Genomic DNA, 23,993 nt, shown 5'->3' with positions numbered 1-23,993 from the left:
TCGACTATTGTTGTGTATCGCGCGAACGATACCATGCGGCGGTCGCTTCGAGGCCCTGGCGGGTCGTATAGGGCGGATGCCAGTCGAGCACGCGCTTGATTCGGCCGGTGTCGAGTTGAAGGCTGCCTGTCAGGCGGTCGATGGCCGCATGGCGGCCAGTCAGTTTCCCGAGCACGCGCAAGAAGGCCGGAGGTACCGCGATCAGCCGCGCCGGCTTGCCGAGCGCGTCGCCGACCAGACGCAGCAGGCCCGCGACCGACGGCGCGTCGTCGTCGGCGACGTGAAAGCATTCACCGGCCGCGCGCGGGTCGATCGCGCAACGCAGCAGCGCATCGGCTAGGTTGTCGACGTAGACGATGCTGCGGCGCGCGGTAACGGCGCCGAGCGGCAACGGCATCCCGCGCGCGACCGCGTCCATCATCCGCAGGAAGTTGGCGCGGACGGTCGGGCCATAGACGAGCGGCGGGCGAACGACGACGACGTCGAGCCCGGCCGACGCGCCGAACTGCGCGAGTTGCCGCTCCGCACGCAGCTTCGAGCGGCCGTATGCATCCTGTGGATCGGGTTCGAGTGCCTCCGACAACGGCACGCCGCCGTCGCCCTCGCCGACCGCCTTGATGCTGCTCGCGAACACGATGCGGCGTACGCCGTGCTTGCGCGCCGCCTCGGCGAGACGCAGGGTGCCGGCGACGTTGGTGGCGTCGAACGCGGCGTCGGGATCGGGCGACTCGTCGCGCATCACGTGCACGCGGGCGGCGAGATGGATCACGCAATCGGCGGCCAGGTCGGCCGGCCACCCTTCATCCAGGCCATCGAAATCGGCGGTGCCGTGCACCCATTCGCGCACGCCGTCGATGCAGCCGCCCGGACGCCGTACCAGTGCGGTAACGGTGTGCCCGGCCTCCAGCGCGCGACGGCAGACCGCACGGCCGACGAAGCCGTTCGCGCCGGTGATGACGAGGTGAGTCATCGCCACCTCCTGCTTTGCCGACTGACGGCTCGGCGAAGCGGCGTGAAGCCGGCGGTGGCACCGACAGGCAGCGCCGGCCAACACACGCGGCCACCCACACACGACCGGCACCGGAAAACTGAAAGGGAGGCAGGGACGAACACGTCAGGATTCCGAAGACGGGGAGCATGCCGATCACCGGTGCCGTCATCGATCGGCGCCGCGCGACTGACATCCGGCGGCACATCGAAGCATGCGCGGCCGGCTACAACCATATGGAAAGACAAAGCGATGTTCGGGTTCCGAATCAGATGAAAACCTCGCGTGGCATGGCTCGCCCGGATCGCGGGACGGCGACTTCGTCACGGCGCAATCCCGCCCGAAGGCCATCGGCCGCAAATGCCGATGGCGCCCCATGGATGCACGGCCATTGTAACCTTGCCGGCCAGCAGCAACCAAGCCGGGCGCCTCGCGTCGATCGCGCGCTGGCGCGGCGCAAACCGGACGCGACCGGGCGCGCCGCCGCTCAGGCCAGCAACGTACCCACCTTGTCGACGAGCGGCGCGATCATCCGCTCCCACCCGTGCTCGTGCTCGACGAAAGTTCGTGCTCGCGCCGCCATCTCGACCGACGCGGCCTCGTCGGCGACGAGTTGCTCGATGCGCTCGACGAATTCCTCCGGCGTATCCGCAATCAACAGATCGCGACCACTTTCCGCACCCAGGCCCTCGTGGCCCAGCGACGTGGTGACGACAGGCAGCCCGAGCGCCATGTACTCGAGAATCTTGTTCTGCACGCCCGCGCCGATGCGCATCGGGCACACACCGATCGCGCCGTCGAATGCGGCTTGCGCTACCGACTCGACCCGGCCGGTGACGTCGACGCCGTCATACGCACGAAACTGTTCGGCCAGTGCGGGCGCGATGGACCCCACGATCCGGAAGCGATAGTCCGCCCGCTTGCGCAGCAACGGCAGCACGGCCCCCGCGAAGAAGTGGCACATGTCCTGGTTCTGGACCGTGCGCATGTCGCCGATGAAAATCAGGATCCGGCTCGCCATGCTGCGCGCCGTGTACGGCAAGTTCGACAGATCCACGCCGTTCGAACACACCATCACCTTCGCGGCGGACGCGCCTGGAAACAGGTAGTCGCGGTCGGTCCTGGAAACCAGCACCGACAGGTCGAAATCGTCGACGATCGTGCGCTCGTAGTCGAGCAGGCGTTTCGCCTCGATGCCGAACACGCGCGACTTCAACCCGCGTGCGTTCTTCAACTGCTTCACACGACTGTAGTTGAGCGAGATCGCGTCGGTCATTTCCAGGATGCGCAGCTTGTCCGACTTGCGCACATACTCTGCACAACGTACGAGATGCACGAAGGCGCCGTCGTGCGACGGCAGCAATCGCGCCACGGCCGCAGCAAACGCGCGGCTCCGGTAGTACGCGACCTGCAGCGGCGTGCGCGTGGGCAGCGCGAGCAGCGTATTGACGTACGACCGCCGGCGGGACAGAAAGACCCGTTCGACCCGGTCGAATACGCCATCGTCCGGCAACGCGGCGTGCATCTCTTCTTCGGTCTCGCACATACTCAGCAGCGTCAGCGAGTAATGGCGGGACAGCACTCGGCAGAGATGGTAGATCCGCAGCTTGTCGCCGCCGATCACCGGATACGGAAACCGGGGTGTCAGCACCAGCAGCTTCTTCTTGCCCTGGCTCATGACAGACGCGCCCAGAATTCCTGAATCGACGGACGAACGGCGGACGCCGAGAAGGTGCGCGCGCGGTCCATGCCGGCGCCGACCGCCACGTCGAATCGCGTACTGTCGTCCCATACCCTGCGGATCTGTTCGGCCATGTCTTCCACCGAATAAGGATCGAACTGCAGGCCGCACTCGCCAACGATCTCGGGCATCGACGTCGTGTTGCTGCATGCGACGGGCGTACCGGACGCCATCGCTTCCAGTAACGGAATCCCGAACCCTTCGAACAACGAAGCAAAAATGAACGCGCGGGCCTGACGGTACTGTTCGCGCAGTTCCTCCCGCGACACGTAGCCCAGCAGTTCGACGACGCCCGCCAGCCCGAGTGCGTCCGCCCGTCCGAGAAAATGCGCGTGATGATCGGACTTGATCCCGGCGATCCTCAGCCGCGCGTCGCCGCCGAGCGCGGGTCGCGCCACTGCAAAGGCCTGCAGCAGACGCTCGACGTTCTTGCTCGGCACCTCTCCCGCCACCGTGAACAGGTACGGCCGGCGCGCGGCCCGGCTCACCGGCGGCGCGAACCAGTCATCCGAAATCATGCACGGAATGACAGGGACATCCGCCTCGCGCAACCCGAACCGCTCCATCAGTTCCCGCTGAGTGAACCGCGAGATGGTCAGCACGGCGTCGGCCCTGCGCACGAGCCGCGGCACCACATGGCGCCGGTAGACGCGCCCGACGGTCTGATACAGCGATCGCGCGGGCGGCAGCACATGCCACGGCTTCATGTAGATCAGGTCATGGACGACCGCGATCACCCGCGTGTTGCCCGTGGACCGCAGCGGTCCGGTGTTATACGGGCATAGCAAATAGTCGAGCTTCTGCTCGCGGCACAAGCGCGGCAACTCGACCTGCTCCCACCACGGGAAGAAACCGCGCCCCCCGCTAACGCACGGCCATTCGTCGGCGCTGACGCCACTTGGCGCCAGGCCCAGCACCGACGCGCTGACCGGCTCCACCAGTTGTCGCGCGAATCGCCCCATGCCGCGGTAATTACCCACCATCCAGGTGATATCCACCCCCAACTTCACGCGGCGCTCCTCATGCGAGCCGACTGATTCATAAGCGACGCGGTTCGTCCGGCACGGCGTCGCAGACGGCGACCGCCTTCTCCGCATACGTCGGCAACACGAACGCTCCCGCCCCGCAATAATAATTGCGCAACCAAACCGAACAACATCAATACCCCGTCGCACCCTGCACGTTCGACAGGCTGCAGACACGCTCCCAGCGAAACGATGTACGCGCTATGCGAGGCCGATGCAGTCATGCCGAAACTAGCCCTCACCCACGCCCCTCTTCGAACATCCAGCGCAACGTTCTCTCCAGCGGAATGTCCTCGAGTGGCCCGATGGCGGCCTGCAATCGCGCACCGTCGCCCTGCAGCCGACGCACTTCGTTCGCACGGACGAATGCGGGATTGACGCGGACCTCAATCGTATAGCCGGCGATCTGCTCCATCATCGCGATCACCGCCTTCAGCGACACCGCGCGCCCCGAACAGACATTGAACACGCCGCCGGCCGGAGCCTGCTCCAGAAGGCGCCGATACGCATCCACCACGCGACGCACGTCCGAAAAATCGCGCTCGACGTCGATGTTGCCGAGTTCGATCACGCGCTCGCCGCGCTGGAAATGACTGACGATCTTCGGCAGCAGGAATTGCGGCGACTGGCCGACACCCGTGTAGTTGAACGGGCGCGCGACGACGATCGGCAGCTTGTCGTGCCACAGGCGTGCCATGTATTCCATCGCCAGCTTGCTGACCGCATAATCGTTCGCCGGATTCGGTTCGACCGATTCGTCAATGATCTCGACCGCCGCGTTGCCATAGATGTTGGCGCTACTCGCCAGCAAAATTGCGCGCGGACGATTCTCCAGATTCGCGAGCGCTTCCAGCAGGTTCCGCGAGCCGACCACATTGGTGCGATAGATCGCGTCCGCATCACCGTGCGCGACGAACGAGACTGCGGCGAGATGCGCGACCACGTCCGGCTGCACGTCCGCGACGACCTTTGCCAGCGCCGCCCGGTCGCACAGATCGACCCGATACATGCCGGCTCCGGTCGCCTCGGAGCCGTGCGTCGTGCCGAACACGCGATAGCCGGCCGCCTGCAACGACTTCGCGAGATAGTCGCCGGTAAAGCCGCCGAGCCCCGTCACCAGGGCGCGCGGAGCATCAGAACGAGAAGCCACGTTCATTTCGACGCAAATCCGCTTCGACCATCATCGCGCACAGCTGCTCGAGTGTCGTCTCCGGTTCCCAGCCGAGCTGCTGCTTGGCCTTCTCCGGATTGCCGATCAGCAGATCGACCTCGGCCGGTCGGTGGAACTTCGGATTGACGCGGACTACCGTCTTGCCGGTGGCGACATCGACTGCGATTTCCTGCTCGTCGCTACCCTTGAACTCCAGGTCGACGCCGGTCGCCTTGAATGCCATGCGCACGAAATCGCGCACGGTCTCGGTGCGGTTCGTGGCCAGTACGTACGTATCCGGCTCGTCGGCCTGCAGCATGCGCCACATGCCTTCGACATACTCCTTCGCGAAACCCCAGTCGCGCTTCGCATCCATGTTGCCCAGTTCGAGTACGTCGAGCTGGCCGAGTTTGATCTTGGCGACGGAGTCGGTGATCTTGCGCGTGACGAATTCGCGGCCGCGCAGCGGCGACTCGTGGTTGAACAGGATGCCGCTGCAACCGAAGATGCCATAGCTCTCGCGATAGTTCACCGTGATCCAGTGCGCATACAGCTTGGCCACGCCATACGGGCTGCGCGGATAGAACGGCGTCGATTCGATCTGCGGGATCGCCTGCACCTTGCCGAACATTTCGGACGTGCTTGCTTGATAAAAGCGGATCTTCGGATTGACGATGCGGATCGCCTCGAGCAGGTTCAGCGGGCCGATGCCGGTGATTTCCGCGGTCGTGACCGGCTGGTCGAAGGACACGCCGACGAAGCTCTGCGCCGCCAGGTTGTAAACCTCCGTCGCGCCGGTCGTCTGCAGCAGGCGGATGCTCGCCGACAGATCGGTCAGATCGTATTCGACCAGATGCAGGTTCGGGTGCTTGGCAATGCCCAGCTCCTCAATGCGCCAGAAATTCACCGAGCTGGTGCGGCGGTAGGTACCGTAAACCGTGTAGCCCTTGTCGAGCAGCAACTGGGCCAGATAAGCACCGTCTTGTCCGGTGATGCCGGTGATGATGGAAGTTTTGTTAGACATAATCGTCCTACTTTAAGAATACGCTTCAGTGCGCGTGAGAATTTTTGCCAAATGGCGGGCACTCTGCGCCCAAGTCAAGAACGGCATGTCGCGAGATGAGGGCTCCTGTTGCTTCGCCTGAAGCTCGAGCCACGCCTTGATCTCGGTCGCCAGATCATGCCCTTCTTGCGCGGAAAAATAAAATGCGTGCTTGCCAGCCACTTCACGAAACACCGGCAGATCACGCGCGATGATCGCCAATCCGTGCTGCGCGGCTTCAATCAGAGGCAAACCGAAGCCTTCACCATAGGATGCCGCGATCAGACACGAACTCGCCCCGTAGATTTTCTCCAGATAACCGTCCGAGGTGTTTTCCAGCCAGAACAGATGGCGCCCCTGTTCCGTATGCGCCCGCAACCGCCCGACCAGATCCTCGACCATCCACCCCTGCCGGCCCACGATGACCAGGTTCACGTTCTGATTCTCGCGCCACAGCCGGTCGAACGCCTCCAGGACCTGAGCATGTCCCTTGCGAGGTTCCAGGGTCCCGACCATCAGAAACGTCGGGCAATTACGCAGTTGTTGAAGTACCTTGCCTCCGTCGCGCGGGATTTCCGAAGACGTCGGGGAACTTTCGATATCCGCACCCAAATGGAACCAATCGATCTCGAATGAACGTACCCGCTCGGGAGCGTGCGTCGCAAGCCACGACGACAGATCCCTGGCCACCGCCTGCGAAATGCACAATGCTCCGTCATTTTCCGCCACGACGTCCAGCCAGCCCGTAAAACCGCCGGCGGCGCCAGGAACAAAGTACTGGGGGAGCAGGACACATAGCAAATCGTAGACGACAAACTTGACCTGCACCCCCTGCAATCGCAGATTTCGATAAAACGCCCGCTGCGCGGGGACGACCCGTGGTTGCAGATCCAGACCGACGAACACGTCTCCTGCCGCATAGTCTATCGGCTCGTCGTACAGACGGCCATCGTCGAACCCCATCATCCTCATCGTGAATTCACGCGCATAGCGATAGGAATCCTTGGTCGTGGCATACACCGGCTCGACCCGAAAACCATCGGGCGGAGACTCCAGCCATTCCTTCAGCAGATTGCGCACCACTCGCTGGATCCCGCTCCTGGCATCCACCTGCACGAGTTCGGAGATATCTACCAGCAATTGCCGCTTGTTGTTGCGCGGAACGAAACTCTTCGCCACGGTCAGCGCCCACGTGCGCAACTCGTCGTCGCTTGCCCGGCCGGCCCGAAGCGCGATTGCGCGAGACAATACGACTGGATTCGCATTGGCCCGGAGATAGAATCGCTCGATGGCATCGCGATACTGTTCGGCACAGACGTCGGGGGCGTGATTGCTCACGATGATGTCCCGTGCGCGCGCGCCCATCCGTTGCCGGCGCGCCGAATCCGAACGCAACGTCTCCAGTGCGTCGATCAGTTGCTCGTCGGAGAACTCGTCCGGCAACATCCATACGGCCTCGGGATCCAGGTCCGCCATGCTTCCGTTTGCATTGACGATCGTTGCCTTGCCGTAATTCATGCAGTCCAGCACGGCTGCCGACGTCTCGCCGCGCGACAGCGTCCGCAACTGGACGCCGACATCGACCGCCGCCAGATACTGGCGGAACAGCTGCGCATCGGCCCATCCGGTAACGCGGATCCTGCCCTTCTGGCCAATTTGCCGGATGCTGCGCGCGAGTTCCTCGCCATACTCGGTCGGCTGATTTTCACCGACAAAGACCAGATGACAAGCCGGATCGCGCGCGAGGGACGATCGGCCCCATGCACGAAGCAACCGATGATTCAGCTTGGACGGCCCGAGCCCGCCGAACGCGCACACCAGGAAATCGTTCCTGCCGATTCCCAGCGCATCGCGCGCGTCGTCGCTGCTCGATACGGCGGTCGCATCACGCACAAGCGGAATCACGGCCCAGTCGGCCGCATCTCCGCCATACCAATGGCGCGCCAGTCGCAGCGAATTGGGCGAGTGAACGATCAGGCCCAAGCCCTTCTGAATCACGCCCAAGCTGCACGGATACTCCCAGATGACATCCGCGATGTCCTCTTTCAGATGCCGCGCCCTCAGACCGACATACCCGTGCGCGTCATACAGCGCCTTGGACCAGCCGTCGGAACGATTCCCGTGAATGGCCATGTGCGCGAGGATGCCCGACAGGAAGAAATCGTGCAGCACGACCACCCCCGGTACGGCTTCCAGCAGCGGAAACATGTACTCGTGGAACGACGAGTTTCCAAATTGATAGAGCACCCGATCGTAGGAATCCGCATGCTTGCGCAGCCACGCCGGCGTTTTCACCGAAACGTGCGCGAACTGACCGGACGGAATTTCCCCCGCTTCATCCGGGTCGACGATGACATCGATATCGTAAAAGCGAGCCAGCTCCGGCAGCAATTCCGCGCTGTAGTCGGCAATCCCCGTGCGAGCCGGCGGCAACGGCGATACGTAAGCCAGCCTGGGACGTCGCGCCTGAACCTCCGGCTCCTGCGATTCGGCCAGCCACGCCTCGCGCCGCCGCTCCATTGCATCGAGCGCGCAACGCCCGCTGCGATCCCACGAGAACTTCGCGGCCCGGCCCTTTCCGTGTTCGATCAGTGCCTGACGATAGTCTTCGTCCGTCAGACCGCGCTGCATGTGCTGCGCAATCGCTTCATCGGATCTGGGATCGAACAGTGCATCCTCCCAGCCGATCACTTCCGGAACGCTCGACGTATTCGCGCCGATCACGGGTGCGCCGCAGCGCATCGCCTCCAGCACCGGCAAACCGAAACCCTCGTGCCATGAAGGAAAGACGAACAAGCGGCACAGGTTGTAAAGCGACAGCAGATCCTCGTCGGGCACGAACCCCGTGCACACGACATCGGCCGCGTCCAGACCGACTTGCCGAGCCAGACGTGCCAGCGCGTCACGGCTGGCCGGCTGAATCGAGCAAACGATCGCCAACTGGTGCGATTTCCGCAACGCGGGCGGCAACAGCGCGAATGCGCGAATCATGCCCTCGACGTTCTTGCGATGGTCGATACCGCCCGTATACAACACGAACGGTTTCGTCAGCCCATACTTGTTCCGCAATGCCTCTTCGCGCTCGGCAGCAATCTGTTCCGGACGAAACCACGCGTCGACGTCGGCAGACATGTTGACCGACCACTCAGACGAGAGACCGAGATGTTCGATCCCCTCCGAACGCGACGATTCGGATATGGCCAGCCACAAATCTGCGCGTCGAAGATGCTCGATTTTTCCGAGGTACCAATCCTTGAATAGAGGATTCTCCAGATAAGGCTTGGCATAGAGGTATGGAATCAGGTCGTACAGCGTAACCGCGACCGGAACGTTCCTCTGAAGCGCGTGAATGCTGGTAATCGAATCGTCGCCGAAACCTTCGAAGTGGCTGGCGATATAAATGAAATCCGGCCGCAGACTCGTCAGAAATGCTTCATAGGTCAATTCGCTTGACTGGCGGCGCCAAAGGTTAGCCTTATCTACATGGGCGACCGGCCCCGCCGCATACCAGACGTAGATGTCCCGCTTCGGAAGCAATGCTTCAAACTGCTCGCGCAGAACCCGAGCGGACTCCTCGAACGCTCCATTCAGGGCAAGTACGATTTCATGGTCACCACGATTCCGAATCATCGCCTTGACGATGGACTCGGTGTAACGGCCCACGCCCCGATTGCGCGAGTTGAGGCTCTGCGCCCCTTGCATGTCAACAACGATACGCATTATTCAATATCCCCATTTTCGGGCGCGAGGGCGGACTTCAATGCCATGTATGCTTCGCGCGCACGGGGCGTCAAACCATCATCATCGATCGGCTTCCTCTTCACCGGCTGCATAGGAGCCCCAACGATAATCCGAACGAGTCGCTGCTTCATTCCTGGCATCGCGCTCAACAGTCGCACGGCCAATCGTCGCAGACGGGGACTACGATTAACGTACGCGACGCTCCTGAACAGCACGCGTTTCATGCCGGATTTGCAAGCCCCTTTCGCGCCACGGGCATACGTTACGGCGCTTCGCATGGGCGCAGTGACACGCCATGACGTGCTGCCATAGGCTGCCTGCAATTGCTCGGCAGTGTGCCGCGCTTCGTCATGGACCCGCCTCAGTTCGCCGTTCACTTGCCCCAAGTCGCCCCGGACTCGCCCCAGTTCGTCGAGGACTTGCGTCAGCTCGCTGCGGGTGCGTGTCAATTCGTCGTGGGCCATGCCCAGTTCGCCGTGAAGGCGCGCCACTTCGTCTTGGGTCCGCTGGATCTGTTCGGCGGCTGCCTCCTGCTCCCGGGCGCGCCCTTCCTCAAAACGGGCAGCAAGCTCGGCCAAGGACAGCCCGTAATCGGCATCGAACGCTTCGTCGAAAAATCCAGCCTCTTCTTCACTGCAGGATTTCCGGGCAACAATGGCGTAATCCGGACTTACGCCGCCCAGCACATCAAGAAGATGGATCCGCGCGCCCTCATCCTGCAACGCAGGGGTTTCCTGCAGTCGAAGCCGCTTGACTCTGGCAAATCCAGCATGCTCGGCAAGGAAACTCAGCAGTTCGGAAGGAATCGGTTGTTTGTGGCTGGGGTCCAGATAGAAATTGCAGCCTGCAACGACGATATTTTCCGGGTTCGGTGTCTCGAGAATCAATAGTCCGCCAGGCTTCAGTACGCGCAACGCTTCGCTAACGATTCTTCGAACTTGCTCAAAGGACACATGCTCGACAACGTGAAAAGCCGAAATAAGGACATGACTATTCGAATCAAGCGCGGCAAGATACTCGATGGCGTCACCCTGAAATACTGGCAGACCGCGCTCCCGACACGCTTCCAGCATATCGGCATCGAGGTCCACACCTACCGGGGTGAACCCTGCTTCGACCATTAACTCCAACCACTCACCGCGACCGCAGCCCAGATCGAATGTCTTCCCGCCCGGATGGAGCGTCGCCAGGGGCGCAATAAACGGCTGGTATTTCGCCAGTCGACTTTTGATCAGTTCCCTCGAGCCTCGATGCTGATCTTCGAACGCGCGATAAAAGCTATCCACTACGGCAAACTCCTCACCTTCGTCTGCAGCCATGCCACACCGACGAAATTATCCATCACCGGCAAGCAGAACCGGGGGAACCTCAGCTGCTTGATCAGGTTGACGTTACCGACGAACGCGTTCCGGGCGCGGCTGACGATTTCCACGAACATGCTCCACGGCAACATGCCTGCATACAGGTGGATGCTGTACGCGAAGCCGTTGTCGGCACCAGGCAGCCAGACATGCATGATCCGCGAGAAGATCATCCTCGGTTGAGGACGGCCCAGGCCGCGTCCGGCAGGGAACTCCGGTACTTGGACTGGAATTCCCGCTTGACGCTTCCTACAACGAAGCCCTGATAGATTCAAAGGACCTTCAGCATTCCCGGCATCAAGCCCGCCCGTACACATCTTCGAAGCGAACGATGTCGTCTTCTCCCAGATATTCGCCGCTCTGCACCTCGATCATCACGAGGTCCAGCACGCCGGGGTTCTCGAGGCGGTGCTTGTGACCGGCAGGAATATAGGTGGACTCATTGGTTCGAACGAAGATTTCCTGATCCCCGTTGACAACCTTGGCCATCCCGCACACGACGATCCAGTGCTCGCTGCGATGATGGTGCATCTGCAGACTGAGGCTCGCGCCCGGCTTGACTTCGATGCGCTTGATCTTGAAGCGCGGCCCTTCCTCCAGCACCGTGTAGGTACCCCACGGGCGGCTCACGGTGCGATGCAGCTTGTACGCGTCGTGATTCTGCTTCTTCAGGCGGGCTACAACCTGCTTCACGTCTTGCGCGCGATCGGGATGCGCAACCAGCAGCGCGTCCGGCGTATCGATGATCATCAGGTCGGTCACACCGACCGCAGCCACGACGCGATCCGGGCTCTGCACGTACATGTTCCGGCTATCGACGAAGATCGCTTCGCCAACGGCCCGATTACTGTCCTGGTCCGGCGCGACCAGTTCGCGCACAGCACCCCACGAGCCGATATCGCTCCAGCCGAAACTGGATGGCACCACCACCACCTTCGACGAACGCTCCATCACCGCATAATCGATCGAGATGTCGGGCATCTTCTGGAACGACTCGGCAGGAATCTCGAGCATGTGCGCAGATCCGTTGTCCGATTGAAGCGAGGCCCAACATGCGTCGGCGGCCGTCGCAACGTCCGGAGCATGACGAGCCATCTCGTCGAGAATGACGCCGGCCTTGAAGCAGAACATGCCCGAATTCCACAGATAATTGCCCGCTGCGACATATTCGGAGGCCTTCACCGCGTCGGGCTTCTCGACGAAGCGCAGCGCAGCGCGACCGTCCCCGACCCTGTCCCCGGCCTCGATGTAGCCAAAGCCTGTATCCGGGCTCGTCGGTACGATGCCGAATGTGACCAGCTTGTCCTGCTTCGCCAGTTCGACCGCGCTCGCGACGGCGGCCGAGAAACCTTGCTGGTCTTGCACCAGATGATCGGCTGCGAGCACCAGCATCAGCGCATCGCGCCCGTACTTGTCCGCCACATGATGCGCCGCCATCGCCACCGCAGGTGCGGTGTTGCGACCGGCCGGCTCGAGCATGAATACACCGGACTGCTGATTGCCGAGCGCGGCATAACCGAACTCATCCTTGCTCATGAAGTAGTAGTCGCGGTTCGTGACCGTCAACAGTTCTCCGCGCTGCGATTCCGCATCGCCGCCAACCACAGCTGCCGCCCGACGGTAGGTTTTAAGGAGCAAGCTCTCGCCATCGGCAAGCTTCATGAACGGTTTGGGATGCCCTTCGCGGGAAACTGGCCAAAGTCGGGTGCCAGCACCACCGGACAGGATGACGGGGATTAACATCACATTCACTCCAGAGATTTAGTATCCGTTGGCAAGGTCGAGGCCTTCGCCATTTGCATCAATACACCGCCGGTATCGGTGTCAGCCGGTCGTACCAGACCGGGCCGAAAGAGGAATTATAGCCGGCGAACTACTTTCCTCGGAAACGGCCGGGGCGCCCGGAGCAACCGCCAGGAAAGGCCCGGACATTCGCGCGGGCAACCGCAACACGTATCGTTCGGCGGCGGACGTCGCCATGACCTGTCATTCGCCCAAGCACAGTTGCAATGCATCGCGCCAATCCGGCATCTGCAAGCCGAATGCTGCCGTCAGCTTCCCCAGCGCCATTCGCGAGTTGGCCGGCCGCTTCGCGGGCGTCGGATAGTCGTCCGAGGAAATCGGCACCACCTTCGGCGCATGCGAAGCCATGCCGATAGCGAATATCGCTTCGGCAAAGCCACACCAGGAGGTCGCTCCGGCAGACGTAAAGTGGTAGACACCGGACCGACGCGCCCACCAGTCGGGGTCAACCGCCGCAGCGCCCTGGGCGACGATGTGCGATGTCGCGGCGGCGATGGTCCTAGCCCAGGTCGGCGCGCCGATCTGATCCGCGACGACCCGCAATTCGGGACGCTCGGCACCAAGCTTCAGCATCGTCAGCAGGAAGTTTCTGCCGCGCCGGCCATATACCCAGCTCGTTCGCAAGATCAAGTGCGCACACCCAGTCGCAGCGATCGCCTGTTCGCCCTCGAGCTTCGTCGCTCCATATACATTCAGGGGATTCGTCGCGTCGGTTTCTACATACGCTCCCGCTTTCGTACCGTCGAACACGTAATCGGTCGAGTAGTGAATCAGCGTGCCACCGCTACGCGCCACCTCTTCAGCGAATATGCGCGGCACGTCGGCATTCAGGCGTCGCGCGAGCTCGACTTCGTTCTCCGCCTTGTCCACCGCCGTATAGGCGGCCGGATTCACGATTAATGATGGCTTCAAATCTCTTACGAAAGCGCGCACACGATCGAGATCTGAAAGATCGAGCATCGACCGGTCACACGGCACCACTCGGCCGAGCCCCTGGAGCGCCCGCAACAATTCGAAACCGATCTGGCCGGTCACCCCGGTCACGAGAATCGTCGGCTTCTGCCTTGCATCCTGTCTCAAGCGTAGACCTCGGCTTCGCTTAGCCGGGCGCCTGCGGCATCTTTGGCCGCCAGCAACGGTTCCACATCGACCGGCCACTCGATCCCAATCTCCGGATCGTTCCATACGATACAGCGCTCGTGTTCGGGATACCAGTAGTCGGTCGTCTTGTACAGGAACTGCGCAGTGTCGGACAGCACGACGAAGCCGTGCGCGAAACCGGGCGGAATCCATAGCTGCCGATGGTTCTCGGCCGACAGCACGATGCCAACCCACTTGCCAAAATTCGGTGAGCGCTTGCGAAGGTCGACCGCGACGTCGAATACCTCGCCCTCCACGACGCGCACAAGCTTCCCCTGCGCGTGCTGAATCTGGTAGTGCAAGCCGCGCAGCACCCCTTTTGCCGAGAGCGAATGATTGTCCTGAAGGAATTCAACACCACCTGCCACGTGTTCCGCAAACTCGCGCGCGTTGAAGCTTTCATAGAAATAGCCACGCGCATCGCCGAACACCTTCGGCTCGAGGAGCTTGACTTCCGGCAGCGCCGTTGACGTTACTTGAATTGCCATGCGACCTGATCCGAAAGAACGTGTTCGAGATAGCGCCCGTAGCTGTTCTTTGCCAGCGGCACGGCAAGCTTGCGCAACTGATCCGCGTCAATCCACTGCTTGCGATAGGCGATCTCCTCAGGACAGGCAACGACGAGCCCCTGACGCTTCTGCAACGTTGCGATGAACGTCGCCGCATCGATCAGCGAATCGTGCGTGCCGGTATCGAGCCATGCATAGCCGCGCCCCATGATCTCGACGTCGAGCTTGCCGTCAGCGAGATAGCGCGAATTCACGTCGGTGATCTCGAGTTCGCCACGCGCGGATGGCTTGATATCGGCGGCGATGTCGCACACCTGGTTGTCGTAGAAATACAGGCCGGTCACCGCATAATTCGAGCGCGGTACGGCCGGTTTTTCCTCGATCGACAGCGCGTGAAATTGCTTGTCGAATTCGACGACGCCATAACGCTCGGGATCCTGCACGTGATATGCGAACACCGTCGCGCCCGACTCCTTCGCGTTCGCGCGCTCCAGTTGTTTCGCCAAATCGTGCCCGTAGAAGATGTTGTCGCCGAGAATCAGCGCCGACGGATCGTTGCCGACGAAATCCCTGCCGATGATGAACGCCTGCGCGAGCCCGTCCGGCGACGGCTGCACCGCGTAGCGGATATTCATCCCCCACTGGCTGCCGTCGCCAAGCATCGCCTCGAAACGCGGCGTATCCTGCGGTGTCGAAATGATGAGTACGTCGCGGATCCCGGCCACCATCAGCGTGGACAGCGGATAGTAGATCATCGGTTTGTCGTAGACCGGCAGGAGCTGCTTCGATACGACATGCGTGATCGGATACAGTCGCGTGCCGGAACCGCCTGCGAGAATGATGCCTTTACGTGCCATCGACCATGCCCTCAAGTGCGTTGCGCGTAATTCGTCTCGACCCACTTGCGATATTCGCCCGACACGACGTCGTCAACCCACGCCTGATTGTCGAGATACCAGCGGACGGTCTTCGCCAGCCCCGTCTCGAACGTTTCCACCGGCTTCCACCCCAGTTCGCGCTCGAGCTTGCGCGCGTCGATCGCGTAGCGGCGGTCGTGGCCGGGACGATCTGTCACGTAGGTGATCTGGTCACGATAGGAGCCCGTCGCCTTCGGCCGCGCGCTGTCGAGCAGATCGCACAGAGTATGCACGACGTCGAGATTCTTCTTCTCGTTCCAGCCGCCGACGTTGTACGTCTCGCCCGGCACTCCGCGCGCGAGTACCTCGCGGATAGCGCTGCAATGATCGCCGACGTACAGCCAGTCGCGCACGTTCTGGCCGTCGCCGTAGATCGGCAGCGGCTTGCCCGCGAGCGCGTTCGCAATCATCAGCGGAATCAGCTTCTCGGGAAACTGATATGGGCCGTAGTTGTTCGAGCAGTTCGTAGTCAGCGTCGGCAGGCCGTACGTATGGTGATAGGCGCGCACAAGATGATCGGAGCCGGCCTTCGTCGCCGAGTACGGGCTGTTCGGCGCGTACGGCGTCGTTTCGGAGAATTGCGGATCGGTCGGGGACAGCGAGCCAAATACCTCGTCGGTCGACACGTGCAGGAAGCGGAATCCGGCCTTGTCGGCATCACTCAGCCCGCTCCAGTGCGCGCGCGCCGCTTCGAGCAGCGTAAACGTGCCGACCACATTGGTCTGCACGAAATCGGCTGGACCGTGGATCGAACGATCAACGTGACTTTCGGCGGCGAAGTGCGCGATGGCGCGTGGCTTGTGCTCGGCAAACAGTGCATCGAGCGCGGCACGATCGCAAATGTCGACACGCGCAAACACATGCTTCGGATTACCACTCAGCGACTGCAGCGTGTGCAGATTGCCCGCATACGTCAGCTTGTCGACATTGAGCACGGGCTCGTCGTTGTGGTGCAGCCAGTCGAGAACAAAGTTGGCGCCGATAAAACCCGCACCGCCCGTCACCAGGATCATGAGACTCCCTCTAGAAATGTGCGGCACGCCCAGTCGGGCGCTCGTCGCATGACATATCGCGGGTGGCAACGCCCGGGCCACGTCAGGCCCGGATTTTAACCGGTCGCCGCGGGTATCAAAGTCAAGAAATGCGAATTTTGCGACGGAACCCAGGATTATAAGAAGTCGCGGCCCGCAAGAGCCATGCCGTTAACAACTCGAAACAACGCTCCGGCCCTGCATCAACGGCAAAAAATCCCGCAAAATCAAGTGGTTGAATCGGATGCCGACCGTGCACCCGAGGGCCGGCTCGGCCGGACGCACAATCACAAAGTGATGCGTATTACGCCGTCGGAGTGGCGCTGCCGCAGGCCCGGATGCACGCTCGGCGCGCGCGCAGCCTGGCGCGCGCCAACGTCCATTGTGGCCTTTTCGCGAGGAGGCAGATCGCCACTTCCTCACACTATCGAGACAAAGCGCGACGATGTGACTCGATGATGACGTCCGCATCCAGGCAAGCCCGTTTGGAGTTCCGGGGAACATAATGAGATAATCGTGGCACTTAAGGATGCGCTGCAATGCACCATTGCCCATCGGACATCTTCGACGCATTTCAGATGCAGGCATGCCATCGAGCTGGTCGTCGGACACGCCCACCCGGACATCGAATGCATCCCCGCACGAAGTTTGAAGGGCTAGACACGCCGGATCGGAATTCCCAATGAGAAAAAATCTGAGGCTTGGCGCTGATGTCGGCGTCGCCTTTGCATCGACACCGAAACGAGGCGCGCGCCCCCATCGGCACGAGGCGGCTGCAGGAGACGCGCCCCCCTCCTCCGCTCATTCGGGCGAAAGCGGCGCCATCGCGTCGACGCACCCAACGCATACCAGCATCCGGCAAGGGGTGAAGAAACTGCTGCGGCCGCTGGCGCAAATCGCATACAGGCTGCTGAAACCGGCTGTCCGTCCGATCGCGCTCAGGGCGCGGCGGTATCTGATCGCAGATCTGCAGCAGGACTTCCGCCAGGAAATTCAGAACTCGCTCTCGGCGAACCTGAACAGGCTGCAGGAGGCTCGCCAGCTGCTCCATCAGGACGTCGTCGCCTCCCAGTCGGCGATCCATCAGGCTCAGTCGGCAATTCATCAGGACTTGCAGAAAGCGACAGCCCATATGGTGCAGGAGCTGCAGAAGGTGCAAGCGTCGATTCAGGCGGATGTGCTGACTGTCCGACAAGCGGTCACCCGCGAAATTCGACAGGCAACGTCGGCAGCCGCACAAGAAATACGGGACACGCAGGCCCCCTTCCGCCAGGAACTGCTTGCTTCGCATCAGGAGGCGCTCGAGTCCCATAGTCTGACCCATCTGCAGACCCAGCAAACGGTGTCCGAAACGACGCAACGGCTCGAAGAGTGGTTTGCCAACATCAGCCCCAAGCTGGACCGCATCGAGATTTACAGCCACGCAACGGCCCGCCGCGTCGCCGTCAACTGCGGCAATGGTGCCGTGCTTGTCAGAACGGAGGCCGGCTTCGCGCTTTGCGCTGAGAACGATCACGCGCTTCTCGCCTCCCTGCTCGAGACCGGCGAATTGGAGCGCGGCACGCGACTGCTCATCGAGAAGTTTCTCGAGCCGGGGAATTGTTTCATCGACGTTGGCGCGAATATCGGACTGCATACGCTTGCCGCCGCGCGATCGATGCAAGGTCAAGGAAAGATCATTGCATTCGAGCCGTTCGGGCCAACCAAGGCGCTGCTCGAACGGTCCGTCTGGATGAACGGCTTCTCGTCGCTGGTTGAGATTCATCAAGCCGCTGTCTCGAACGAGACCGGGCATCACAAGCTGTTTCTCGGTGCGACGAGCGGCCACCATTCCCTTTTCCCACTCGACGAACGCACGAGCACGGACACCGAGCCGGTCGAAGTCTCCGTGGTCAAAATAGACGACATCGTTCCGGCGACACAGAAGGTCGACCTTCTGAAAATCGACGCGGAGGGAGCCGAACTCCAGGTCATCGAATCCGCAGCCGGCCTCATCGAGCGCAATACGGAACTCGCGATCATCGTCGAGTTCGGCCCGGCGCACCTCAAGCGAACAGGCATCGCGCCCAGCGACTGGTTGAACGCCTTTACGGCGCAAGGCTTGCAATATCGAGCAATCAATAGTGTTTCCGGCAAGCTGGAGCACTGGACCATGGAAAATCTGCTCGCCTGCGATTCGATTAATTTGCTTTTCGGTCGAAAAGATGCCGGCGTTTGGGAAAGGTTGGACACATGACGCAGGAAATTGTTGTCGTTGGGGCCGGAGGACATGCGAAAGTCTGTATCGAGTTGCTTCGGGCAGCTGGTGAGCGCGTGGCTTACTGCATTGGCGGAGAAGACAGTCCGGAGAAATGCCTCGGCGTTCCTGTGCTGAAGGGCGACGAGAATCTGGAAACCTTGAGGCGCGAAGGGTACGCGCACGTATTCATAGCCATTGGCGCCAACAGGCTCCGAGACCGCTTGGCGACGCTGGCGCTGCACCACGGTTATGCGCTCGTCAACGCGATCAGCCCGTTGGCAACAATTTCGCCGAGTGCAACGATCGGGGCGGGTATCGCGATCATGGCCGGAGCCGTGATCAACGCAGAGGCAAGCATTGATGACCTATCGATCGTGAATACCGGGGCCACGATCGATCACGATTGCCGGATCGGGCGCGCGGTGCATATCGCGCCTCAAAGCGCTCTGGCTGGCAACGTCGTAGTCGGTGACTACGCCTTTCTCGGCATCGGAACCAAGGTCATTCCGGAAATCGTCATCGGCGAGCGAGCAATCATCGGCGCCGGTGGCGTTGTGGTGAGCGATATTTCCGATGGGTGCACAGCCGTCGGCGTGCCCGCCAAGCAAATAAAGTAACAGGGGTATTTAATATGCAGCGAATCATGGTCGCCCAGCCGAAGATGGCCGGAAACGAGCGCAAGTACGTTCTCGATTGCCTCGACACGAACTGGATTTCCTCGAACGGAAAATACATTCCAGCCTTCGAAGAAGCATTTGCGAAATTTTGCGGCGTCAAGCACGCGATTGCGGCAAACAACGGTACGACTGCCCTGCACCTCGCTCTGGTCGCTCTCGGCCTGCAGCCCGGCGACGAAGTGATCATTCCGACGGTCACTTATATCGCCACTGCAAATGCCGTTCGCTATTGCGGCGCGACCCCGGTGCTCGTCGACGTTAGCGCCGACACGATGAACATCGATCCAAACGACATCGAACGCAAGATCACCACCCGGACCAAGGGCATCATCCCCGTCCATCTGTATGGTCACCCGGCCGAAATGGATGCCGTCAACGAGATCGCGAAAAAGCACGGCTTGTGGGTCGTTGAGGACGCCGCCGAAGCCCATGGCGCGGAAGTGCGCGGCACGCGTGTCGGCAACCTCGGAACCTGCGCGACTTTCAGCTTCTTCGGCAACAAGATCGTCACGACCGGCGAAGGCGGCATGGTCACCACCAACGACGACGAGCTTGCAGCGAAGTTGCGCCTGTATCGTGGCCAGGGCATGGATCCCAAGCGCCGCTACTGGTTCCCCGTCGTCGGCTACAACTATCGGATGACCAACATCCAGGCAGCGATCGGGCTGGCGCAAATGGAAGGCATCGACAGTGCGCTCGCCGAGCGCGAACGCCTGGCAGGCTGGTACAACGAAGCCCTGAACGAGCTGCGCGACAAGCTCGTGCTGCCGTCCGAAGCTTCGTGGGCCAAGCAGGTGTTCTGGATGTACAACGTGTTCCTGCGCGAAGGCGACGAGCACAAGCGGGATAACGTGATGCGAAGCCTCGACGAAATGGGCATCGAAACGCGTCCGGTGTTTTACCCGATGCATGTACTGCCGCCTTACATGGAGGAGTCGACCTATCCGATCGCGGATCTATGGTCGCAGCGCGGCATCAATCTGCCGACGCACCAGGATCTGACGCGTGCCGACGTGGCGCGCATCGCTGACAGCCTGCAGCAGGTTCTTGCCGACTGATGAAGATTGCGCTTGTTTCGTCCTTCGTGCCATTCGTCAACGGCGGCTACAGAAACATCGTCGAGTGGCTTCAGATCATGCTTGAAAGGCAAGGACATCGCGTCGAGCGCGTCTACCTGCCGGAGACAGATGCTCCCGATCTGCTGTTCAAACAGATGATGGCCTATCGGTGGGTCGACCTTGACGCGGCTGACCGGATCATCTGTTTCCGGCCGCAAGCGCATCTGATCCCCCATCAGCACAAGATCGTGTGGTTTATCCATCACCTACGCGCGTTCTATGATCTGTGGGACTCGCCGTACCGGGGTTTTCCGGATGATCAAAAGCATCAGGGCATGCGCGACGCGCTGCGGCAGGTCGACGACGCGGGTCTAAGAGAAGCCAAGGCGATCTTCACGAACAGTCGCGTCGTATCCGAACGCCTGAACAAGTACAACAACGTCGCAAGCGAAATCCTGTACCCGCCGGTATTCGAGCCGGAGCGCTTCCACTGCGCGGATTATTCGAACGATATCGTATGTATCTGCCGGATCGAACATCACAAGCGGCAGCACCTGCTGATCGAAGCGATGCAATACGTCACTACGCCCATCCGGCTCCGCCTTTTTGGCAAAAGTGGATCGCCAGGCTACGCACACGACCTTCAGCGAACCATCTCTGCCCTGACTCTTGAAGAGAAGGTACTACTGGAAGACCGCTGGATTTCCGAAGAAGAAAAGATTGAGCAACTGGCCCATTGTCTCGCTGCCGCCTATATCCCGGTTGATGAAGATTCGTACGGCTATCCGAGCGTCGAGGCCAGTCACGCCGAGAAGCCGATCTTGACCGTGTCCGATTCCGGCGGCGTGCTTGAGCTGGTACAAGACAATGTCAACGGCTATGTGGTAGACGCCAATCCCAAAGAACTCGCGGAAGCGATGGATCGGCTTTATCTCGATCGGAACAAAACGATTCAAATGGGGAAAGCGGCACCCAAACGCCTGAAGGCGCTTAACATCTCGTGGGAACATGTGCTTCAAAGGTTGCTCGCATGAAGGTGCTCGTCGTCAACAATATGGCCCCGTTCGTCTGGGGCGGTGCGGAAGAGTTGGCTGCGCATCTGCAGCGGAACCTAGTGATTGCCGGCCACGAAGCCGAAGTGCTGCGCATCCCGTTTCGATGGGAGCCCGCAACGCGTATTCCGTCGCAGATGCTGATGGTGCGTGCGTTCGAATTGTCGAACGCGGACCACGTCATCGCACTCAAATTTCCGGCGTACCTGATTCGCCACCACCGGAAGTCGCTCTGGCTGCTGCATCAATACCGGCAGGCGTATGACCTGTTCGATGCAGGCCAGACCAATCTTCCGCCCGGCCCGGAAGGTGACGCATTGCGCGAGATGATCCGCAACGCCGATAACGAAAGCTTTGCGGAAAGCCGCCGCATCTTCACAAACTCTACGGTGACTCAACGTCGGCTCAAGCAGTACAACGGCTTCGACGCCGAAGTCTTGCTTCCACCCGTCAATGATCCGGAAATGTTTCCGGGAGGCGAGCCCGGAGGCTACGTATTCGCAGGTGGCCGCGTGAACGACATGAAGCGTCAGTACCTCCTGCTCGAAGCGCTGGCGAAAACCGACCGTGCAGTACGGCTGATCATCGCCGGTCCGCCGGACACGCCGGACGACGGCACGCGCCTGCATCAACTCGTCGAGCAGCTTGGCCTGTCAGATCGCGTCAAGCTCGACTTGCGTTTCCTGCCGCGCGACGTGTACGCCACTTACATCAACCAGGCCTCGGCCGTGGCCTATCTGCCGTTCGACGAAGATTCGCTTGGTTACGTTGCCATGGAAGCCGCGACGGCCGGCAAGGCGCTGATCACGACCGACGATAGCGGCGGTATCCTGGGGCTCGTCAAGCACAACGAGACCGGGTGGGTTGCCCAGCCCGAGGCCGCCTCACTTGCCAGCGTCATGCACGCCGTCGTTCAGAACGTCGCGCGAACACGGACTTATGGGCAGGCAGCCAAGGCATTGTGGGAAAGCATAGGCGTGAATTGGCCGCAAACCGTGGAGGCGCTCCTGCAATGAAGCTCTTGATCTTTACGCCGACGATCAAACGCTCGGCAATCGGTCGCATGGCATCGTTGGTTGTTCGGCAGCTTGTTGCGCAAGGTCACAAAGTCAGCGTCGTGCAAACGGAAGCGGTCAGATTTCTAGATCTTCCAACGCACGAATTCAACGCACCGCTCATTGCGTGGAACGAATTCACAAGCGTACAGCAGGCCGCTGCGTCGGCGGATATGTGCGTCTACCAGATCGGCAACAGCTACGATTTTCATGAGGGTTGCCTGCACTGGGTATCGAAGGCGCCGGGTATCGTATGCCTTCACGATTTCTACCTGGGACATCTGTTTTACGGCTGGGCACAATCACGCCTGCCAGAGGCCAATGCCATCCTGAAGAGCTGGTACGGTGAAGCAATCGCCGCGCGTTTCTTCGCCTACACCAACGGCGACGCATTCATTGACGCCACGTGCGAAGACTCGCCGATGACCGAATGGATCTGCTCGATGGCGCTCGGCGTCGTCACTCACAGTTCGTGGGGATGCAATCGCGTGCTGAAAGCGTGCTCGGGGCCGGTCAGCGTGGCTGCGCTCCCTTATGATGCGCCGACCGCTCAGACCGAATGGCACCCGCCTCACAAGGACAGCGGGCGCATGCAAGTCCTGACCATCGGGCACATCAATTCGAACAAGCGCGTCGAAAGCGTCATCAAGGCGATCGGCTCAAGTGCAACGCTCCGAAACAACATCACTTACAAGCTCGTGGGCCATGTTCAGCCGGAGATAGTGCTGTCGCTGTCTAGTATGGCGCGAGGCCATGGCGTGAATCTGGTGATCGTCGGAGAAGTCGATGACACTGCGCTTGCGCAAGCGATCGCCGAGAGCGACATCGTCAGTTGCCTGCGCTGGCCGACGCTCGAAGCAGCGTCCGCGTCCGCGATCGAGGCAATGCTCTATGGAAAGGCCGTCATCTGTACCGATGCCGGCTTCTATTCGGAGATTCCCGACGAATACGTCCTGAAGGTATCGGTCAAGAATGAAATTAACGACATTTCATCGAGCTTGACCGCACTGATCCGCGATCGGGAGAAAATCAGGACAATCGGCAAAAAGGCGCAGCTTTGGGCCACCGATACCTTCTCGGCAGCCGCCTACGCGCGATCGCTAACGGACATGACACGGCGCGCGCTCGCCGCGAAGCCGGTCATCGACGCATGCCATTCGATCTCGGAAATTGCGGGGCGCTGGTCAGCGACGATTGCGAATCCGCTACGCGAAGAAGATCTGGCGGCGCTGGAGATTTTCAGCGGGCGCCCGGCGGCAGAGGTCGCACCGGCATGGATCGCGCCTCAAGCCAACGATCTGCAACTCACCTGAATCGTTCGTTGCGGGCTCACGCCCGCAACGAACGATTCAGTTCGGTCGATCCGCCCAGCGGTTGCTTTATGCATCCCGACTCGCGGTTGAAGCACGCAGGTCCGCATGGATCGTCGGCATGCCCGCGCGCAGCACGCGTTCGTGGACATTC

Annotated in this window: 19 protein-coding genes; 6 read left to right on the top strand and 13 right to left on the bottom strand. The window is 61.1% G+C overall.

The window, feature by feature from the left end; translation table 11 throughout:
* Positions 1 to 4: 4 nt before the first annotated feature.
* From LXM88_RS09265 to rfbB, 13 genes are all read right to left on the bottom strand, one after another.
* Entirely contained in the window at positions 5 to 970 is a 966-nt protein-coding gene (locus LXM88_RS09265) for a UDP-glucose 4-epimerase family protein (protein ID WP_262541583.1), read from the bottom strand.
* A 505-nt stretch (positions 971 to 1,475) separates the two neighbouring features.
* Positions 1,476 to 2,666 (bottom strand): glycosyltransferase family 4 protein, encoded by a 1,191-nt coding sequence (locus tag LXM88_RS09260; protein ID WP_262541582.1) that lies wholly within the window; start codon positions 2,664 to 2,666, stop codon positions 1,476 to 1,478.
* Positions 2,663 to 3,739, bottom strand: a complete 1,077-nt coding sequence (locus tag LXM88_RS09255; protein ID WP_262541581.1) for a glycosyltransferase family 4 protein — start codon at positions 3,737 to 3,739, stop codon at positions 2,663 to 2,665. Before LXM88_RS09255 ends, LXM88_RS09260 begins: the two co-directional genes overlap by 4 nt.
* Before the next feature lie 253 nt (positions 3,740 to 3,992).
* Positions 3,993 to 4,910 (bottom strand): NAD-dependent epimerase/dehydratase family protein, encoded by a 918-nt coding sequence (locus LXM88_RS09250; RefSeq protein WP_262541580.1) that lies wholly within the window; start codon positions 4,908 to 4,910, stop codon positions 3,993 to 3,995.
* On the bottom strand, positions 4,888 to 5,928 hold the full coding sequence (gene gmd / locus LXM88_RS09245) for a GDP-mannose 4,6-dehydratase (protein WP_105393259.1): 1,041 nt from the start codon (positions 5,926 to 5,928) through the stop codon (positions 4,888 to 4,890). The genes LXM88_RS09250 and gmd overlap by 23 nt, the downstream gene beginning before the upstream one ends.
* A gap of 12 nt (positions 5,929 to 5,940) precedes the next feature.
* Positions 5,941 to 9,666, bottom strand: a complete 3,726-nt coding sequence (locus tag LXM88_RS09240; protein WP_262541579.1) for a glycosyltransferase — start codon at positions 9,664 to 9,666, stop codon at positions 5,941 to 5,943.
* Positions 9,666 to 11,006: a methyltransferase domain-containing protein gene (locus LXM88_RS09235; protein ID WP_262541578.1), complete on the bottom strand. Its 1,341-nt coding sequence runs from the start codon at positions 11,004 to 11,006 to the stop codon at positions 9,666 to 9,668. The genes LXM88_RS09240 and LXM88_RS09235 overlap by 1 nt, the downstream gene beginning before the upstream one ends.
* A complete protein-coding gene (locus tag LXM88_RS09230; protein ID WP_262541577.1) occupies positions 10,973 to 11,203 on the bottom strand; it encodes a hypothetical protein in 231 nt (76 codons plus the stop codon). The genes LXM88_RS09235 and LXM88_RS09230 overlap by 34 nt, the downstream gene beginning before the upstream one ends.
* A 142-nt stretch (positions 11,204 to 11,345) precedes the next feature.
* Positions 11,346 to 12,791, bottom strand: a complete 1,446-nt coding sequence (locus tag LXM88_RS09225) for a mannose-1-phosphate guanylyltransferase/mannose-6-phosphate isomerase (protein ID WP_262541576.1) — start codon at positions 12,789 to 12,791, stop codon at positions 11,346 to 11,348.
* 243 nt (positions 12,792 to 13,034) lie between these two features.
* Positions 13,035 to 13,931, bottom strand: a complete 897-nt coding sequence (gene rfbD, locus LXM88_RS09220; protein ID WP_262541575.1) for a dTDP-4-dehydrorhamnose reductase — start codon at positions 13,929 to 13,931, stop codon at positions 13,035 to 13,037.
* Complete coding sequence (gene rfbC / locus LXM88_RS09215; RefSeq protein ID WP_262541574.1) at positions 13,928 to 14,479, bottom strand: dTDP-4-dehydrorhamnose 3,5-epimerase; 552 nt, start codon at positions 14,477 to 14,479, stop codon at positions 13,928 to 13,930. Before rfbC ends, rfbD begins: the two co-directional genes overlap by 4 nt.
* Positions 14,464 to 15,357 (bottom strand): glucose-1-phosphate thymidylyltransferase RfbA, encoded by an 894-nt coding sequence (gene rfbA, locus LXM88_RS09210; protein ID WP_262541573.1) that lies wholly within the window; start codon positions 15,355 to 15,357, stop codon positions 14,464 to 14,466. Before rfbA ends, rfbC begins: the two co-directional genes overlap by 16 nt.
* A gap of 11 nt (positions 15,358 to 15,368) precedes the next feature.
* Positions 15,369 to 16,430, bottom strand: a complete 1,062-nt coding sequence (rfbB, locus tag LXM88_RS09205; RefSeq protein ID WP_262542820.1) for a dTDP-glucose 4,6-dehydratase — start codon at positions 16,428 to 16,430, stop codon at positions 15,369 to 15,371.
* A gap of 700 nt (positions 16,431 to 17,130) precedes the next feature.
* Here rfbB and LXM88_RS09200 point away from each other — a divergent pair.
* The 6 genes from LXM88_RS09200 to LXM88_RS09175 are packed head-to-tail and all read left to right on the top strand — an operon-like array spanning position 17,131 to position 23,842.
* Entirely contained in the window at positions 17,131 to 18,684 is a 1,554-nt protein-coding gene (locus LXM88_RS09200) for an FkbM family methyltransferase (RefSeq protein WP_262541572.1), read from the top strand.
* On the top strand, positions 18,681 to 19,304 hold the full coding sequence (locus LXM88_RS09195) for an acetyltransferase (RefSeq protein WP_262541571.1): 624 nt from the start codon (positions 18,681 to 18,683) through the stop codon (positions 19,302 to 19,304). The genes LXM88_RS09200 and LXM88_RS09195 overlap by 4 nt, the downstream gene beginning before the upstream one ends.
* Before the next feature lie 26 nt (positions 19,305 to 19,330).
* Positions 19,331 to 20,422, top strand: coding sequence for a DegT/DnrJ/EryC1/StrS family aminotransferase (locus LXM88_RS09190; protein WP_262541570.1), 1,092 nt, complete (start codon positions 19,331 to 19,333; stop codon positions 20,420 to 20,422).
* Entirely contained in the window at positions 20,422 to 21,456 is a 1,035-nt protein-coding gene (locus LXM88_RS09185) for a glycosyltransferase family 4 protein (protein WP_262541569.1), read from the top strand. Before LXM88_RS09190 ends, LXM88_RS09185 begins: the two co-directional genes overlap by 1 nt.
* Positions 21,453 to 22,490 carry a glycosyltransferase family 4 protein gene (locus LXM88_RS09180; RefSeq protein WP_262541568.1) on the top strand — a complete coding sequence of 346 codons (1,038 nt, stop codon included), beginning with the start codon at positions 21,453 to 21,455 and terminating at the stop codon, positions 22,488 to 22,490. The genes LXM88_RS09185 and LXM88_RS09180 overlap by 4 nt, the downstream gene beginning before the upstream one ends.
* Positions 22,487 to 23,842: a glycosyltransferase gene (locus LXM88_RS09175; RefSeq protein ID WP_262541567.1), complete on the top strand. Its 1,356-nt coding sequence runs from the start codon at positions 22,487 to 22,489 to the stop codon at positions 23,840 to 23,842. Before LXM88_RS09180 ends, LXM88_RS09175 begins: the two co-directional genes overlap by 4 nt.
* Positions 23,843 to 23,993 lie beyond the last annotated feature (151 nt).

The organism is Burkholderia sp. S-53, assembly GCF_025560745.1.
Classification (GTDB): domain Bacteria; phylum Pseudomonadota; class Gammaproteobacteria; order Burkholderiales; family Burkholderiaceae; genus Burkholderia; species Burkholderia pyrrocinia.
Note: the sequence above shows the minus strand (reverse complement) of the source record. Positions and strands in the feature narration are given on the sequence as shown.

Coding starts and splice junctions, on each gene's coding strand:
- LXM88_RS09265 (WP_262541583.1), bottom strand. CDS start 970: ATGACTCACCTCGTCATCACCGGCGCGAACGGCTTCGTCGGCCGTGCG.
- LXM88_RS09235 (WP_262541578.1), bottom strand. CDS start 11,006: ATGGCTGCAGACGAAGGTGAGGAGTTTGCCGTAGTGGATAGCTTTTAT.
- LXM88_RS09190 (WP_262541570.1), top strand. CDS start 19,331: ATGGTCGCCCAGCCGAAGATGGCCGGAAACGAGCGCAAGTACGTTCTC.
- LXM88_RS09175 (WP_262541567.1), top strand. CDS start 22,487: ATGAAGCTCTTGATCTTTACGCCGACGATCAAACGCTCGGCAATCGGT.
- gmd (WP_105393259.1), bottom strand. CDS start 5,928: ATGTCTAACAAAACTTCCATCATCACCGGCATCACCGGACAAGACGGT.
- rfbA (WP_262541573.1), bottom strand. CDS start 15,357: ATGGCACGTAAAGGCATCATTCTCGCAGGCGGTTCCGGCACGCGACTG.
- LXM88_RS09195 (WP_262541571.1), top strand. CDS start 18,681: ATGACGCAGGAAATTGTTGTCGTTGGGGCCGGAGGACATGCGAAAGTC.
- LXM88_RS09230 (WP_262541577.1), bottom strand. CDS start 11,203: ATGCATGTCTGGCTGCCTGGTGCCGACAACGGCTTCGCGTACAGCATC.
- LXM88_RS09225 (WP_262541576.1), bottom strand. CDS start 12,791: ATGTTAATCCCCGTCATCCTGTCCGGTGGTGCTGGCACCCGACTTTGG.
- LXM88_RS09180 (WP_262541568.1), top strand. CDS start 21,453: ATGAAGGTGCTCGTCGTCAACAATATGGCCCCGTTCGTCTGGGGCGGT.
- rfbC (WP_262541574.1), bottom strand. CDS start 14,479: ATGGCAATTCAAGTAACGTCAACGGCGCTGCCGGAAGTCAAGCTCCTC.
- LXM88_RS09185 (WP_262541569.1), top strand. CDS start 20,422: ATGAAGATTGCGCTTGTTTCGTCCTTCGTGCCATTCGTCAACGGCGGC.
- LXM88_RS09250 (WP_262541580.1), bottom strand. CDS start 4,910: ATGAACGTGGCTTCTCGTTCTGATGCTCCGCGCGCCCTGGTGACGGGG.
- LXM88_RS09260 (WP_262541582.1), bottom strand. CDS start 2,666: ATGAGCCAGGGCAAGAAGAAGCTGCTGGTGCTGACACCCCGGTTTCCG.
- LXM88_RS09240 (WP_262541579.1), bottom strand. CDS start 9,666: ATGCGTATCGTTGTTGACATGCAAGGGGCGCAGAGCCTCAACTCGCGC.
- LXM88_RS09200 (WP_262541572.1), top strand. CDS start 17,131: ATGAGAAAAAATCTGAGGCTTGGCGCTGATGTCGGCGTCGCCTTTGCA.
- rfbB (WP_262542820.1), bottom strand. CDS start 16,430: ATGATCCTGGTGACGGGCGGTGCGGGTTTTATCGGCGCCAACTTTGTT.